This is a genomic window from Oceanobacillus longus (assembly GCF_042650085.1).
Taxonomy (GTDB): domain Bacteria; phylum Bacillota; class Bacilli; order Bacillales; family Amphibacillaceae; genus Oceanobacillus; species Oceanobacillus longus.
In genome coordinates this window covers 811,972-828,476 of sequence record NZ_JBHSAO010000001.1, presented here as the reverse complement: position 1 = coordinate 828,476, position 16,505 = coordinate 811,972, and the positions used below count along the sequence as shown (strand labels likewise).

The following is a 16,505-nucleotide window of genomic DNA, read 5'->3' as shown; positions in this document are numbered from 1 at the left end:
CAGTTAAAGAACTTCATTTATAGGGAGGAAGTTTATGATTAAAAAAATATTAATTGCAAACAGGGGAGAAATAGCTGCTCGAATAATACGGACATGTAAAAAGATGGGAATTGAAACGGTTGCAGTCTATTCAGAAGCCGATCAGCAAGCTCCTTATGTTTCCATTGCAGATGAGAGCTTCCTGATTGGTCCGCCAAAGGTAAATGAAAGTTATTTGAATGTATATAGGATTTTAGAGGTCGCAAAGATAACCAAAGCGAATGCCATTCATCCTGGATATGGTTTTCTTAGTGAAAACGAACAATTTGCAGAATTCTGTGCTACAGAAGGTATCGTTTTTATAGGACCAAACAGTAATGTAATCAAACAGATGGGGAGTAAAATAGCTGCTAGAAATTCTATGAAGCAAGCAGGAGTTCGAGTAATACCTGGAACAGATGGAGTTGTTTCAACTGTAGAGGAAGCTATAGAGACTGCAAAAGAAATTGGCTACCCAATCATGCTAAAGGCGTCAGCTGGTGGTGGCGGTATCGGTATGCAAGTTGTACATTCCGACAAAGAGTTAGCGAAAGCTTTTGACAGTAATTCAAAGAGAGCTATCACTTTTTTTGGTGATGGATCCATGTTTATGGAGAAGAAAATTGAAAATGCCCGCCATATTGAAATACAAATTTTGGCTGATCATCATGGCAATGCTATTCATTTGTTTGAACGAGAGTGTTCCATTCAACGTCGTAATCAGAAAGTGATTGAAGAAGCGCCTTCCAAGTTTATAACGGATAAAACTCGTAATCTGATGGGGGTTGCTGCAATTAAAGCAGTCAACATGCTAAATTATACAAATGCAGGTACGATAGAGTTTTTAGTTGATGAACAGGAGAATTTTTATTTTCTCGAAATGAATACAAGAATACAAGTAGAACATCCGATAACAGAAGAAATTACCGGAATCGATATCATCGAACAGCAAATTAATATTGCCAGTGGTAAGGAATTAACAGTCAAACAGGAAGATTTGTTTATTGATGGGCATGCCATCGAGGCACGAATATATGCAGAAGATCCAGTAACATTTTTACCATCACCCGGGCATATTTCTATTTTTGAATTACCTGAAGGTCAGGGTATTCGTAATGAAACTGCGGTAACTGCAGATTATAATGTTACCCCTTTCTATGATCCTATGATCGGAAAATTGATTGTTAAAGAAAATACGAGAGGTGAGGCTATTCGATTATTGAAGCAAGCGTTATCACGATATAAAGTGGAAGGTATTAAAACAAATATACCTATGTTATTAAACATCATAGACAATGAACAATTTTTAGCGGGCAATACATCGACTGCATTTGTGGACAATTATTATTTAACTCAAATGAATAAATAGTGTGGAGGAATGATTATGCAGGAAGTGAAAGCAAGTATGGCGGGTAGTGTCTGGAAAATAGTATTAAATATAGGAGATTCAGTGGAAGAGGGTCAGGACATCGTCATTCTTGAATCGATGAAAATGGAAATACCAATAGCTGCTGAAGCTGCTGGTACAGTAAAAGAATTAAAAGTGGCTGAAGGTGATTTTGTCAACGAAGGCGACATTATTGCAATCGTAGAATAATTAATTCCGTACAATAAGTCGCTTTAGGTAAACTAGAGACTAGCCAAAGCGACTTTATTTCATGCCGTTTTAGGTGAAATTTTTGCAAATAGTAGAGGAGGTTATCATGGCTGACTTACTACAGTTAGATATCAAAGAAGAGCATATTGCTGTCATCACACTCAATCGGCCAGAAGCAGCAAATGCTTTATCAAAAGCAATGTTAGTAGAGTTGAATGAGGCAATTCAACAAATTGATCAGAATCATCATGTTTTCTGCACCATCCTAACAGGTTCTGGCAAGAAGGCATTTTGTGCAGGTGCGGATTTAAAAGAACGACGCGGAATGTTAGAACAGCAGGTCATTGAAGCGGTGCGCTACATAGGAGAAACAACCACAGCAATAGAAAAGATGAAAATGCCAGTCATAGCGGCAATTAATGGTGCGGCCTATGGGGGTGGATTGGAATTGGCACTAGCATGTGATCTACGAATTGCTGCTCGGGGTGTGAAGCTAGGTTTAACTGAAACATCATTGGCGATTATCCCTGGGGCCGGTGGAACGCAGCGTTTGCCCAGATTAGTTGGACTAGGACATGCAAAGCGGTTAATCTATACAGCAAAACCGATTGATGCAAATGAAGCATTATCGATTGGTTTAGTAGAACAAACGGTAGATGAAAATTGTTTACAGTCTGAGGCATTATTTTTAGCAAAAACAATTGCAGGCAATGGACCAATAGCTTTGAAACAAGCTAAAACGGCGATCAATACCGGAATGCAAACAAATATCTCAGAGGGTCTGGAGATTGAACATGTAAGTTACCTGGAAACAATACCAACTGCAGACAGAATGGAAGGATTACAGGCATTTAAGGAAAAAAGAAAACCCATGTATGAAGGAAGATAGACAAGGAGGGAAAAATATGTCGTATTTGGAAGAGTTACAGGAGAGGATCAATAAAATAGAAAAAGGAGGAAAAGAAAAATATCATAAAAGTAATGAAGAAAAAGGAAAACTATTTGTACGTAAAAGACTTGAACTTTTATTTGATGAAGGCTTGAAGTTAGAAGATGCTTTTTTTGCTAATAGTATGGATGATAACTTGCCATCTGATGGTGTAGTAACTGGTATTGGTAAGATTAATGGGCAAGATGTCTGTGTAATGGCCAATGATTCTACTGTTAAAGCTGGCTCCTGGGGGAAACGAACGGTAGAGAAGATCTTACGAATTCAGGAAACAGCAGAAAAAATGGAATTGCCAATGATTTATCTCGTTGATTCGGCTGGGGCAAGAATTACCGATCAAATTGAAATGTTTCCTGGAAGACGAGGAGCAGGGCGTATTTTTCATAATCAAATAAAACTTTCTGGTCGTGTACCACAGGTATGTCTATTATTTGGTCCATCTGCTGCTGGTGGAGCTTATATTCCAGCATTCTGTGATGTGGTTATTATGGTTGATGGGAATGCTTCCATGTATTTGGGTTCCCCACGAATGGCAGAAAAAGTAATCGGAGAAAAAGTCACGCTTGAAGAGATGGGTGGTGCTAATATGCACTGTACGGTCTCGGGAGTTGGTGATGTATTAGTAAAATCAGAAGAAGAAGCTATCCGTTATGCTCAAAATTACCTGGGCTATTTTCCCGCCAATTTCCGTAACAAGCCGAAAGTATTTGAAACAAGGGACGTTAAATCCTTCGAGAAATCAATTACGGATATTGTTCCAGAAAACCAGAATGCACCATTTAATATGTATGATTTAATTGATCGAATCATTGATGAAGACAGTTTTTGTGAGATTAAAAAGAAATTTGCACCTGAATTAATTACAGGGCTAGCAAGGATTGAAGGGAATTCAGTCGGAATCATTGCTAATCAACCTCGCGTTAAAGGAGGTGTGCTGTTTACGGATTCTGCGGATAAAGCAGCCAAGTTTATTCAATTATGTGATGCATTCAATATTCCGCTACTATTCTTGACAGATGTTCCTGGGTTTATGATTGGAACAAAAGTGGAACGACAAGGGATTATTAGGCATGGTGCAAAGATGCTATTCGCTATGAGTGAAGTAACGGTGCCAAAAATTTCGGTGATCGTACGTAAAGCATATGGCGCAGGTCTTTATGCTATGTCTGGTCCAGCTTTTGATCCGGACTGCTGTCTTGCTTTTCCAAATGCGCAAATTGCCGTTATGGGACCAGAAGCAGCAGTTAATGCAGTCGAAGCAAATAAAATTGCCCAATTGCCTGAAATAGAACGTGCTGCTTATATTAAACAAAAACAGGACGAATACAAGGAAAACATTGATGTTTATCGACTAGCATCTGAAATGGTGATAGATGCAGTTATTGATCCAAATACATTAAGAGCAGAACTAACGAAACGTTTTTCGGTATATGCCGCTAAAAATATTACATTCACGAAAAGAAAACATGGCGTATATCCAGTATAATAAAAAGATTGGTAGATGTAGTATTAAAGGGTTCCGTTTTGAGGTGCATTTTCAATAAATACACCTCAAATGACAATAAAATTGACTGTTAAAATGGCAAATTAAAGTCGTCTAAATCAGACGGCTTTTAATATTATAATGACAGGGTTAATGTTAAGTTTTTTAGAGATTACTAATATATGGTAAAATAACTTTGTGAAATATTGTTCTTAAACTAAATGGGCAGTTTAGTTAGTGGAAGAGTGAAAAATGATTTACTTATCGAGAATGGGTTATTTAGGAATTAGAAGAGAGATGTTTATTTGCTGGAAATTTCATTTCGGTGTTTCATTTTATTTAATTTTTTCTGTCAATCTCTACTATCCTGATTATGAACTAACCAATCTCCCAAAATACGATTAAATTGGTAGGATTTTTGCACAGCCCAAACATGCTGAGCACCAGGAATTAATCTCCCCTCGGCATTGGTTATAAATTTCGGAGCTGTCTCAATGGATTCAATAATACCTCTAGATTCTTTATCTCCAGGTTGTATCCGCTAAACTAATCCAAGGAGTAGCTACACTTTTCCCATGTCCTGGTAAATCTACCATGATAACTTGATAATCTGAAAAAGCTGCCTCTTGTTGCCACCACATCCAACGACTCGCACCAAGTCCATGGATAAAGAAAATTGATCCGTTACCGCTGTACTCAGTCTCCTTATAAACGATCATGTACGAAAACTCCTTACATCACATTTTGTCATTTTTCCTCTATCCATTTATAAAATGTTCAGACTTAATTTATCACATAACAACTTAACTTTCGGTTTTTATTGTTAATAACTTTTAAAATTCCATTTCTTATTTGCGAGGGTTCTTCTTTATATTGTTTCCTTCAAGGTATTTTCCGCTATCAAGATAGATTTGTGAATTAAAGAACAAGGTAAAGTTCTTTTCAACTATCAGGTGCTAGAGTTGAAGAAACTTAAATTTCATTAGATTTATTTGTTTACAATTAGAGGAGGGACAACAATGGGGTTTATAATAGCTTCTTTAGTATTTGGTTATGTAGCTTTTTAATTGCTAGGTAATTTAGCTTATTTGGTGGTAAATGGAGTCCCTTTGGTAAAACATATTGGAAAAATGATTTAGTTATTTGTTTTGCCCAAGCCCTGGTTATTACTCTTATATTTGTATTTTACTTTTATATTTAATTTCTGAAATTTACAATTGAAATAGTAAGCATTATGTTATTATTTGTTTATAGATACTGAACTATCTGCACGGTTACTTAGTAGTTATATAGAGGTGATATTAAATGAACGGTTGGTTATTTACTAATTATTATTGGCTTGTTTAATATATTTGTTTCAGTACAAGATTACTTTTTAAGTTAACGAGTGCATTAATCCAATAAGGAATTACTAAAAGGATTAGGGAGTTATACCCTAATCCTTTTAGTATAACTTCTTATTATGCCTTTTGATTATAAATTAGCATTTTAATTATATTGGTTTATATATTACAATAACATTGATAGAGTCTTAAGAAAATTTATAAAAAAGGTGTAGTTGATAATGGAAATAAAATCATTAACTCTTCAAACAAATAATATAAAAAAAATGAGAGAATTTTATGTAGACACTTTTGGGTTTCCTGTACTTATGGAGGATGATCATAGTTTTCGTATTGGAATTGGTTCAAGTGAATTGGAATTCACATCTGAAAATGTAAAAGGTCACCCTTATTACCATTTTGCTTTTAACATTTTTGCGAATAAATTTGATGAAGCTAAATCATGGGTAAAAGAAAGAGTACAATTAAACGTCAGGGATGGAGAGGATGAAGTATACTTTTCACATTTCCAAGCTCATGCTTTTTATTTCTACGACCCCGCTGGTAATATAGTGGAGTTCATTTCAAGACCTTTCACCTCTAAAAAAGGAGAGGAGCCTTTCTCTATAGAAGGTGTATTAAATATTAGTGAAATAGGACTTACAGTAGCTGATGCTATAAGTGCTGGGGAAAAATTAATTGAAATTGGAATAAACGAACGGGATAACGACCCTTTAAGTTCAACATCCCTTAATTTTATGGGAGAAAAATCAAAGGGAATTTTTATATTACTTAATCAGCCAGGAAGAGAATGGATATTTTCTGATAAAATATCCGCCATTTATCCGATGGAAATCACTACATCTACTAACAGTAAAATTATTGTAAACTCCGAACACATTTTAGAAGTTTACAAAGAAAAAACGAACTAAAATCTGTATTAAGCTAACGGGTGCAAGAGTTAAACAAGGCGATCATCGAAACGGTCGCCTTTTATCTTCAAACAATGTTTTTGAATATTATGGTAGAATTTAAGACGGTTTATTGAACTGAAGGGGCAGCTTAATGTGGTTTTATAATATACTTACTATCAGTGGGGTGGACGGTAATGACTGTAGGGAATGAGTATTTAAAAGTAGTCCAAGAAAAGTTTAGAAGTGTTAAAGAACTAGGAGATAAAACAATACAACAATTGTCGGAAGATGATATACATTGGGCTTTAAATAAATCCTCTAATAGTATTTCAATTATCGTTAAGCATTTAAGCGGAAATATGATTTCAAGATGGACTGATTTTTTAACTTCTGATGGTGAAAAAACCAATAGGAAACGTGACCAAGAATTTGAAGACACTATATCTTCAAAGCAAGAAATGATTTCTTATTGGGAAAGAGGTTGGAATACTCTTTTTAAAACAATTGATAATTTAAATGAAGAGGATTTATTAAAAAATATTAATATACGCGGCGAAAGCCATACGGTTATTGATGCGATTGAAAGGCAAATGGCTCATTACGCTTATCATATTGGACAAATTGTTTATGTCGGCAAACAAATTAAAAATGAGGAATGGCAAAACCTTAGTATCCCTAAAGGAAAATCAGAAGTATATTTGAAACAAATACTAAAAAATCATCGAAGACTAAAGTGAATGTGCGATATCACAATAAGAGTAATCGCTTATTGTGGTGCTTGGCAGAAGAGTTAAAGAGTATTGTTTGTTGTGTTCAACAATCGGTTCAGACTGTGGAGTAAATGTAATTTTGAGCGACAAGGAGTGAACTTATTGCTAAAAATACTTAGAATTGTATTACCCATAATTGTTTTTGTTTTAGCGGGATATAGCTTGTTATCTGGTAACCACGAAGTAATGCCATATATGATGTTTTTTATGGGTGCAATGTTATTGGTTATGGGTATAGCCGAAATCAAGGATGCCCGAAAGAAAATGGGTGTAATCTGTATTAATGTTTCCATTTTTGTTTTTTACGTTTCTGTGCAAGGTTTATTATTAAACTAAATGGTACAAGTGTTGAATAAGGCAATCAGAATTTGATTGTCTTTTTTTTCTAATAATGCTAGGAATATTATGTTAATGTTAAATAAGAGGCTGTTGATCTATCTGGCAGTTAGTAACAGAAGGATATTTACTGATTTATGAACAAAAATGCAGATAAAAAAACGCAAAGGGTGGTAAATAATGATTGATTGGGGTTGGCTTAATGTTGGTAGTCTCGTTCTTGGTCTTATTGCTTGGACACTTCCTGTTGTTAATCTTATGCGATATAAAAACCATAACCATAAGAATTGGAGCGGACTTTCCATTATGAGTATCAGTGCTTGTGCGATATCGTTATATTTCCAGATAGTCTATGGTCATTATCTGGTTAAGATTGAAGATTGGTCTGCTCTTATGGAAGTGGCTGTGGTGATTGTAAGTTCAGTTCTTCTTATCGTTACACTTCTATTAAATATAATTACTATGATTGTATATCGTGACACAACAGCAAAGTAGAATATCAAATTACTGTTTGTGGAAAGGGTGTACTTAAACAAACTGGTGCGATTATGGAACAAGGCAGTCGCTCTTTTGTTATAAAAGCAGGGTTATTGAACTATTTTTTAAGGGAGGGATAAAACGTGCCAAAAGTATTAAAAATTATGTTATTTTGGTCGCTTGTATTTCCCACAATAATTACGTTTCTTCGTGTCATAATAGATTTTATTTTGGGAAAAGAGATTGAGTTGTTCCCCTATACGGCTTTTTTCCTGGGTGTAGGTGCTGCTGGGTTAATTTTTGCTGGACCACTAATGTATCTTATATCAAAATCTAATGAAGAGAAATATTGACTTTTATCTTGTGTTAATTAGTGCTATTACTTGAACAAAGGTATGACGGTTACAGGGCAGGTTCCTTTCAGATGGAGAATTTAAGATTTATAAAGGCGGGGATTAAAAAATGGCAATTGTCGTGGGGTATGCAATAGCAGTTCTTGGAGCAGTTTTGGCTTATCAGTTTGGTGAAGGAAAGTCGAAAAAAAGAAAATATAGGATATGGGGCTTCGCTCTTATGGTGTCAATTTCCCCAGCCTTATCTTTCGCGATTGGGCTAACATACGCAGCTATCGTTGGAAGTGGTTGGGCGTCAATGATTATGTGGATCCTATTTCCCATAGGTTTCATCGTAGGACTTGTTATGTTATTTGTTGGGATATTTAAAAAAGAAGCAACAGAAGAAGATTTGTAACTTCTTCCGTTATTTGGTGCTTTATTTAAATAAGAAAATTGATCAGGATTTCTTAACAGAGGTCCTTTTTGTGTTAGCTAACTAACGTTATACTATCTAAAATGAAAGTGCAATTGACATCAGCATTAATATGTACAAAATCTATTGTCCCATAAAAAAGAAATGAGATATTCGGATGCCAAAAAACCATATTTAACTTTAATCGTTGATATAACAACAAAACTGACGTATGCCAATTCATACGTCAGTTGGTCTGTCTAATCAGTATGCACCTCAAAAACGGAATCCTTTAATGTAGTATCTGCCAATCTTTTAAAATTAACCATAATCTTATTATGTAAACTTAATGGTTTGTATTAAGTGAAAACCTACATGAAATCGCTTTAAAATGGGTGGTATTCCACACTTTAATTCCGTATAATAGATTTTAAATTGGGATGTGGAAGAAAGGAACTGAATGTCATGATTGTACAAGAAAGGATAAAAACCGTAAACTCGGACCAGATTGCTGCGGTCTATCATCAAATGAAAAATAACGGTGACAGGGCAAACACCGTTAAGATGCTAGATATATATGAAAAATTTCAGAAACAGGAATTAGTCATTAGTTTTGCAGGTCATTTTTCTGCAGGTAAATCATCCATGATTAATACATTGTTAGGGAAAGAAATTTTACCGAAAAGTCCAATACCTACAAGTGCAAATGTGGTAAAGATTAATTCTGGGGAAGGGGTTGCACGCGTATATTTTACGAATGATCACCCAGTGGAATATAAAGAACCATATGACATCGATATGATAAAGGAATATTCGAAAGATAAAGAAGCCATTAAAAAGATAGAGATCAGTACAGGAGAACAGATCATTCCTTCAGGATCTGCAATTATCGATACTCCCGGTATTGATGCAGCGGATGATGCAGATCGCATTATGACGGAAGCATCATTGCACCTGGCTGATGTACTCCTTTATATTATGGATTATAATCATGTACAGTCCGAGGTTAACCTCCAGTTCCTGAAATCTGTTCAGGAAAAAAGCTTGCCATATTATGTGGTAATCAATCAAATTGATAAACATGATGAGCAGGAATTGACCTTTTATACGTTCGATAAAAATATTAAACAAACGTTTGATCAATGGAACCTAAAGCCAGAGAATATATACTATACTTCGTTAGTGGACCTTACTACAGCGCATAACCAAATTGAAGATATTAAGCAAAAGTTGTCTTCTATTATGGCCAACCAAAGTGAACATTTAAATATCGCACAATCTGTAAGGCAGGTAATGAAAGACCATAAACGCTATTTAAAAAACCATTATGGAACCCTGATAAATGACCTCACCGGCAATGATGACAAATCTATTGATTTCGCAGATCCTGAAGAATTGGGAAAAACGGAGGAAAATCTCTTCCGATTGGAAAATGAACCCATACAGTTTGAAAAGGATTATCTGGCTGAATTGCAGCAAACTTTAAATAATGCCTATTTAATGCCTGCCAGCCTTAGAGATAAAGCACAATTGTACTTGGAGTCCCAACAATCGGAGTTTAAGATTGGGTTATTTGCCTCTAAGAAAAAAACAGCAGAAGAGAAAAACAGAAGAGAGTTAGAGTTCTTATCTGCATTGAACGAAAATAGGAATACATCGATTCAGTGGCGACTGCGTGACAAATTCAGTGCATTACTAAGAAAGTATGATTTAAATGATGCAGAACTTCAAAGCAAAGTAAATGAATTGGAAGTCGCATACAGCAGTGAACATGCCAGAAATTTAATCAAATCGGGTGCGAAAGTAAATGGCGATTATGTATTGAATTATACCAATGATGTAGCTGCTGATATTAAAAATAAATATAAGCAGGCAGCAAGAATTATTTTAAAACCCATTCTTGCTTCCATTAAAAATAAAAATGAAGACCATAAAGCGAAATATGTGCGGAACCTTACTGAATTGGAAAAAGAAAAAAATGTAAAAGAGGAACTGCTTCGATTACAACGTGAAGAAAAGCAGGTATGTGATCAATTGGATAGTCAATTAATCAATCCGAATGTTGATGATTCTGTTTGGGCGCTAATAGAAAAAGAACTGAATACTAAACCAAAGCCGATCAGAAAGGAAAGTATATCACCAAATAAGCCCCAACTCTTTCCTCGGAAAGAGCAGTTAACGAAGGAGACCGAGATAAAATCTGTCATTAGAAAATCATCGACAGAAAATGTGTTAAGTAGTATAGATAAAACAATGGATGTGATTAAGGAATTACCTGGGTTTGAATCCTTATTAAATGATTTAAAAGAAAAAGAATATCGTTTAAAACATCGATCCTATACGATTGCATTATTCGGGGCTTTTAGTGCCGGTAAATCATCATTTGCCAACGCGTTAATGGGTGAGAAAGTTTTACCGGTTTCACCAAATCCAACTACGGCAACGGTAAACCGCATTCGACCTGTAGACGAAGGAAATAAGCATGGATCGGTTGTCGTAACTCTTAAAAGCAGGGATGTACTTACGAATGATTTACGTATGATTACAAAAAAATTAGCACCTCATGCAACCGAATTTAATGAGATGATGGAATGGCTGAGATCCAATCAGATTGATAAGAGTGACCAACTTAATAAAATGTATCAGTCTTATTTGCGGGCGATGATTGCTGGATATGAAAGTATAAAGAGTTACATAGGAAATAGTATTACAATAACTATAGAAGAATTTGAAAACTATGTGACGGATGAAACAAAGGCATGCTATATCGAATCCATTGATCTTTATTATGATTGTGAATTAACGAGACAGGGGATTACCTTGGTGGATACCCCTGGTGCTGATTCTGTTAATGCTAGACATACGAATGTTGCCTTTGATTATATTAAACATGCGGATGCAATTCTTTATGTGACCTACTACAATCATGCGTTATCCCGTGCAGATAGAGATTTTCTGATGCAGCTTGGTCGAGTTAAAGAAGCTTTTCAATTGGATAAAATGTTTTTTATCGTCAATGCAGCTGATCTGGCTACAGATGAAACGGAATTGAAATTGGTAATTGATTATGTACAGGACCAATTACAGCAATTAGGGATTAGACTTCCTAGACTTTATCCAGTGTCCAGTAAAAACTCCCTGGAAGAAAAAATCCAGAAACGAACTGTAAATAGTCAAATGCAACGAATGGAAAGTGATTTTAACCAATTTATCTATCAGGATTTAGCAGAATTAACGATTGATTCGGCAATTTGGGATATGAACAGAACAAGTCATGCAGTGGACAACTATGTCAATTCGTTAACGCTGGATAAACAAGAAAAACAAAAAAGAAAGCAAGAGTTAACTGCAAAGAAAGAGAGACTTTCCGAAGACATTCGCACATTGTCTACAAACAGCTACAAAGAACAAATGGAACAGAAAATGGAAAAACAACTTTTCTATGTAATAGAAAGATTAGCGATTCGTTTCCATGATATGTTTAAGGAAATGTTTAACCCAACAACCATTACGGAGTCTGGTAAGAAAGCGCAAATACAATTAAGAAATTGTTTGGATAATCTGATTGAATATATAGCATTTGAGCTTCATCAGGAAATGCAGGCTGTTTCATTAAGGATGGAGTCGTATATTCACGTACAATTAAAAGAAGTTCATAAAACATTGGCAGTTATTAGCATACAGACTGATAAACTATTCGAACTTCCGGAAATGAACATACTTGAAATGATAACTCCTGAGTACGAACAGGGATTTAAAGATTTGGATACTAGTAAATTTGATCGGATACTTTCAAAATTCAAAGGTACGAAAGCATTTTTTGAGAAAAATGAAAAGGAATTTATGAAAGAAGAGATTTATGCTATAATAAAACCTTATGCTAACCAGTATGTGGAAGATAGCAATTCTCGTATGTTGGAGGCGTATTTGAGACAATGGAACGAGTTTGTCGATGGGATGAAAGAGCAAGTCGAGCAGGATATTAGTTTACAACTGAATAATTATCTTGAGATGCTTATCTCAACAGTGGATGTGTCAGTATTATTGCAAAAACAGGAACAAATTAGTTCGATTATTAAGCAGCATAATATAGGGGAAGTGTCTTAAATGGAAAAAAATAATGTTTTATTGGTGGATGGAATGGCATTGCTTTTCAGAGGTTTTTTTGCAACATCATTTCGTGGAAATTTCATGATTACAAGTAAAGGAGTACCAACAAATGGTGTCTATCAATTTATGAGATACTTTTTGGATGCGGTGGACACTTTTGAACCTACGCATGTAGTTTGCTGCTGGGATATGGGAAGTAAAACATTTCGTTCGGATCTCTATGATGGATATAAGGCCAACAGAGATTCCCCACCAATTGAGTTAATTCCTCAATTTGATTTAATAAAAGAAGTCGTGGATGCATTTAATATGCCAAATATCGGTTTGGAAAACTTCGAAGCGGATGATTGCATTGGTACACTCGCTAAACTCTATAGTGTAGATAACGAAGTAACGATTCTTACTGGGGACCAGGATATATTGCAGCTTGTTGATAATCGTATCCGCGTTGCGATTATGAGAAAAGGACAAGGAAATTACGAGGTCTTCGATCATGCAAACTTTTATGAAAAGAAAGGGATACAGCCAAAACAAGTCATTGATCTAAAAGGACTTATGGGTGACTCTTCCGACAACTATCCTGGAGTAAAGGGGATAGGTGAGAAAACTGCGTTAAAACTTCTACAGGAGTATGAAACGATCGATAATCTACTGGAAAATCTAGATCAATTACCAAAGGGTGTCCAAGCGAAAATCAACAATAATATGGATATGTTGCATTTATCGAGATCGTTAGCGCAAATTAAATGCGATGTACCAATTACTTGTGCATTAGATCAAGCGTTATGGGAGTATGATAAAGATAGAGTAACAATGAAATTTGAGGAATTGGAATTTAAAAATTTGGCGAAGTTATTATAATTACGTATCGTAAATCCTCTGTATTCATTTACAGGGGATTTTTATTTTCAACGCCGAAATGTAATAATAAGGGGTACGGGTATAAACCCCCAAGGGTATTTTATATCGATAAATAGTAAGTAGGGCAACGGAACAGGTAGAGTAGTAGCTTTATAATGCAAGTTGTATAGCTTTTGTATAGGAGGAATAACTTATAAAGAACGCTATTCTCAATTAGGAGGAATTTGTTATGAACAAAGTGTTTGTATATGGAACCTTACGTATAAATGAAAATAATCATAACTATCTGCAGGGATCTACACGCTTGCAGAATCAAGTGTGGATATATGGTAAATTGTTTGATACAAAGTTTGGTTATCCGGTTATGAAAGAACATAATAATGAAAAGGTATATGGTGAATTATATGAAGTGAATGAAGAACAGCTTGTAGCAATTAATCAATTGGAGGGCTATGAGGGGCAACCCGACAATTTATTTGAAAGAAAAATGGTTACTGTTTATGATGAAACTGGAAAGGTAACGGAAGCGTTGACTTATATTACGGGAAGATCACTCGCTGATTCAACGGATGTTATTCCATTTGGTGATTGGAAAGTTTACCAATATGTTCGGAAAGGGCCGATGTATTATTTTGCTTATGGTTCTTGTATGGACGATAGAAGATTTAAACTGGCAAAAGTAGATCGATATTTTAGTAATGTTATAGGATGCGGGATATTACAGGATTATGGTTTTCGTTTCAGTAGAAGTTCGAAAGACGGCGGAAAGGCTGATTTAATCCGATCACCTGGTGAATTGGTGGAAGGAGCTATTTATCAAGTACCTATGGAGGCTGTTGATTACTTGTATGAACGCGAGGGAGTATATATCGAAGCATACCGGCCTGCAATTGTCACCCTGGAAACTTCCGGCGGGCGTAATGTAGAAGCATTGACTTTTATCGGGATTGATAAAAGCGAAGAAACGAAACCTACACAACTATACGCGGATGAAATTTTGACTGGTGCAGGTAAGTTACTAAGTTCTTCTTATATAGAAGGTTTGCGACAACGAATTGGTCTTTTATTGGGATAAAACCTTCTGCGATTTGGGTTTAGACGTAAATCATGGTAAAGGACTTAAAAAATGTCTATAATAATTTCTATAGATAGTTGGCTGATTGCTGTACGGAGAAAGATAAATGATTAGAAAGTAGGGACTAATTGTGAAAGTGGTAAATGATATTACAGAACTAATCGGTAATACGCCGTTAGTCAAATTAAATAAGGTTGTTCCTGAAGGAGCGGCAGATGTATACATTAAAATGGAAATGTTTAACCCGAGCAAAAGTGTGAAGGATCGTGCCGCGTTCAATATGATTAAAGTAGCTGAAGAAAAAGGGTTAATAAAACCCGGAGATACGATTATTGAACCGACGAGCGGAAACACTGGTATTGGTCTTGCAATGACTGCTGCCGCAAAAGGTTATAAAGCTATTCTGGTTATGCCGGATAATAGTACGATGGAAAGAAGAAATATCTTAAAAGCCTATGGAGCGAAAGTTGTATTGACTCCAAGTGGGGAGAAAATGCCTGGTTCCATTAAAAAGGCTTTGGAAATTCAAAAGGAAATCCCTGGTAGTTTCATTCCACAACAATTTGAGAATTTTGCCAATCCGGATATTCACCGGACTACAACTGCTCTAGAAATACTCGAGCAGACAGAAGGTAAACTGGATGCATTTGTATGTACGGCGGGAACTGGTGGAACTGTAACTGGGACTGGTGAAACATTAAAAGAAAAAATTAAGGGAATCCATGTGGCGGTTGTAGAGCCGGAGGGTTCGCCTGTATTATCTGGTGGTCAACCAGGGAAACATAAACTTGTTGGAACAAGTCCTGGATTCGTGCCGGATATCTTGAATACATCTGTATATGATGAAATTATCCAAATTAGTGATGAAGATGCAATAGGGTTATTGCAGAGATTGGCGCGTGAAGAAGGTATTTTTCTTGGACCATCGGGAGCAGCAGCGGTATATGCTGCAATAGATGTCGCTATAAAGCTTGGAATAGGTAAAAAAGTAGTATGTATAGCTCCGGATACGGGTGAGCGATATCTAAGCATGAATCTGTTTGATGAATAATAATAGGTAAGGGAACAACAAGTTAAATCAAGAAATTATTATTTTACAAAAAGGAGTCAGAACATATTTGTTCTGACTCCTTTTTAAATGTATTTATTCATGATTATAGAAAGGTTTGAATAAAATGAGAAAGTAGTTGTCCATTCCCCAGATAGAAGATTAGGGCTTAGGAGGAACAACGTGAAACATTTTATTGCAAAGTTTGGGCTAGTAGCTGCAGGAGGAGCTATTCAAGGACTAGGTATGGGTCTATTTTTATTTCCTAATTATATTCCATCAGGTGGAGCTGGAGGTATTGCTGTATTAATAAACTACTGGTTCAATATAAATATTGGACTAGCACTATGGCTGGTTAATGTATCCATGCTGTTTTTTGGTGTAAAGGTTCTCGGAAAGCGATTTGCAGTCTGGACAGTGATGGGAATTACGATTACATCTATTTCGCTTCATTTTTTTGAGCAAGGTTTCACACCGGATAGAAATTTATTCTTTGATATAGTAGCTGGATCCGTATTCCTTGGTACAGGTATAGGAATTCTGATGAGGCAAGGAGTCTCCAACGGGGGAATTGGGGTAGTTGCCCTTATTATCTCTACTAAAAGAAATATTCTTCCAGGAAGACCTTTGTTTGTGATAAATATATGTATTTTTCTAGTTACTGGAATTATAATTGATTGGAAAATAATTCTCCTCGCTCTGATTAGCCAATGGATTTCGACAAAGATGGTTGATCAAGTGTGTCAAATGACCTTTCTTCAAACCTATACACTTAACTGGAGGAAAAAATAATATATA

16 protein-coding genes are annotated in these 16,505 nt (G+C 35.6%); 15 read left to right on the top strand and 1 reads right to left on the bottom strand.

Annotated features, from left to right (window positions below):
* Positions 1–34: 34 nt before the first annotated feature.
* The 4 genes from ACFOUV_RS04300 (at position 35) to ACFOUV_RS04285 (ending at position 4,050) form a co-directional block, all read left to right on the top strand.
* Positions 35–1,387, top strand: a complete 1,353-nt coding sequence (locus ACFOUV_RS04300; protein ID WP_379495519.1) for an acetyl-CoA carboxylase biotin carboxylase subunit — start codon at positions 35–37, stop codon at positions 1,385–1,387.
* Positions 1,388–1,402: 15 nt separating this feature from the next.
* Positions 1,403–1,615 carry an acetyl-CoA carboxylase biotin carboxyl carrier protein subunit gene (locus tag ACFOUV_RS04295; protein ID WP_379495518.1) on the top strand — a complete coding sequence of 71 codons (213 nt, stop codon included), beginning with the start codon at positions 1,403–1,405 and terminating at the stop codon, positions 1,613–1,615.
* A gap of 106 nt (positions 1,616–1,721) precedes the next feature.
* On the top strand, positions 1,722–2,504 hold the full coding sequence (locus ACFOUV_RS04290; RefSeq protein WP_379495517.1) for an enoyl-CoA hydratase: 783 nt from the start codon (positions 1,722–1,724) through the stop codon (positions 2,502–2,504).
* 16 nt (positions 2,505–2,520) lie between these two features.
* The gene (locus ACFOUV_RS04285) at positions 2,521–4,050 is read left to right on the top strand and encodes an acyl-CoA carboxylase subunit beta (protein ID WP_379495516.1); all 1,530 of its coding nucleotides are present in this window, start codon (positions 2,521–2,523) and stop codon (positions 4,048–4,050) included.
* 518 nt (positions 4,051–4,568) lie between these two features.
* Here ACFOUV_RS04285 and ACFOUV_RS04280 read toward each other — a convergent pair.
* Positions 4,569–4,766, bottom strand: coding sequence for an alpha/beta fold hydrolase (locus tag ACFOUV_RS04280; protein WP_379495515.1), 198 nt, complete (start codon positions 4,764–4,766; stop codon positions 4,569–4,571).
* An 845-nt stretch (positions 4,767–5,611) separates the two neighbouring features.
* Here ACFOUV_RS04280 and ACFOUV_RS04275 point away from each other — a divergent pair.
* From ACFOUV_RS04275 to ACFOUV_RS04225, 11 genes are all read left to right on the top strand, one after another.
* Positions 5,612–6,301, top strand: coding sequence for a VOC family protein (locus tag ACFOUV_RS04275; protein ID WP_379495514.1), 690 nt, complete (start codon positions 5,612–5,614; stop codon positions 6,299–6,301).
* Between the two features lie 176 nt (positions 6,302–6,477).
* Positions 6,478–7,020, top strand: coding sequence for a DUF1572 domain-containing protein (locus ACFOUV_RS04270; RefSeq protein ID WP_379495513.1), 543 nt, complete (start codon positions 6,478–6,480; stop codon positions 7,018–7,020).
* A gap of 135 nt (positions 7,021–7,155) precedes the next feature.
* Positions 7,156–7,389, top strand: coding sequence for a YczI family protein (locus ACFOUV_RS04265; RefSeq protein WP_379495512.1), 234 nt, complete (start codon positions 7,156–7,158; stop codon positions 7,387–7,389).
* Positions 7,390–7,569: 180 nt separating this feature from the next.
* On the top strand, positions 7,570–7,884 hold the full coding sequence (locus tag ACFOUV_RS04260; RefSeq protein ID WP_379495511.1) for a hypothetical protein: 315 nt from the start codon (positions 7,570–7,572) through the stop codon (positions 7,882–7,884).
* A gap of 125 nt (positions 7,885–8,009) precedes the next feature.
* The gene (locus ACFOUV_RS04255; protein WP_379495510.1) at positions 8,010–8,219 is read left to right on the top strand and encodes a hypothetical protein; all 210 of its coding nucleotides are present in this window, start codon (positions 8,010–8,012) and stop codon (positions 8,217–8,219) included.
* A gap of 109 nt (positions 8,220–8,328) precedes the next feature.
* Entirely contained in the window at positions 8,329–8,616 is a 288-nt protein-coding gene (locus ACFOUV_RS04250) for a hypothetical protein (protein WP_379495509.1), read from the top strand.
* Positions 8,617–9,078: 462 nt separating this feature from the next.
* The gene (locus ACFOUV_RS04245; RefSeq protein WP_379495508.1) at positions 9,079–12,720 is read left to right on the top strand and encodes a dynamin family protein; all 3,642 of its coding nucleotides are present in this window, start codon (positions 9,079–9,081) and stop codon (positions 12,718–12,720) included.
* Positions 12,721–13,584 carry a 5'-3' exonuclease gene (locus ACFOUV_RS04240; RefSeq protein WP_379495507.1) on the top strand — a complete coding sequence of 288 codons (864 nt, stop codon included), beginning with the start codon at positions 12,721–12,723 and terminating at the stop codon, positions 13,582–13,584. It begins immediately after the preceding gene.
* Positions 13,585–13,813: 229 nt separating this feature from the next.
* Positions 13,814–14,659 carry a gamma-glutamylcyclotransferase gene (locus tag ACFOUV_RS04235; RefSeq protein ID WP_379495506.1) on the top strand — a complete coding sequence of 282 codons (846 nt, stop codon included), beginning with the start codon at positions 13,814–13,816 and terminating at the stop codon, positions 14,657–14,659.
* A 130-nt stretch (positions 14,660–14,789) separates the two neighbouring features.
* Positions 14,790–15,710, top strand: a complete 921-nt coding sequence (gene cysK / locus ACFOUV_RS04230; RefSeq protein WP_379495505.1) for a cysteine synthase A — start codon at positions 14,790–14,792, stop codon at positions 15,708–15,710.
* A 180-nt stretch (positions 15,711–15,890) separates the two neighbouring features.
* A complete protein-coding gene (locus ACFOUV_RS04225; RefSeq protein WP_379495504.1) occupies positions 15,891–16,499 on the top strand; it encodes a YitT family protein in 609 nt (202 codons plus the stop codon).
* Positions 16,500–16,505: the final 6 nt, after the last annotated feature.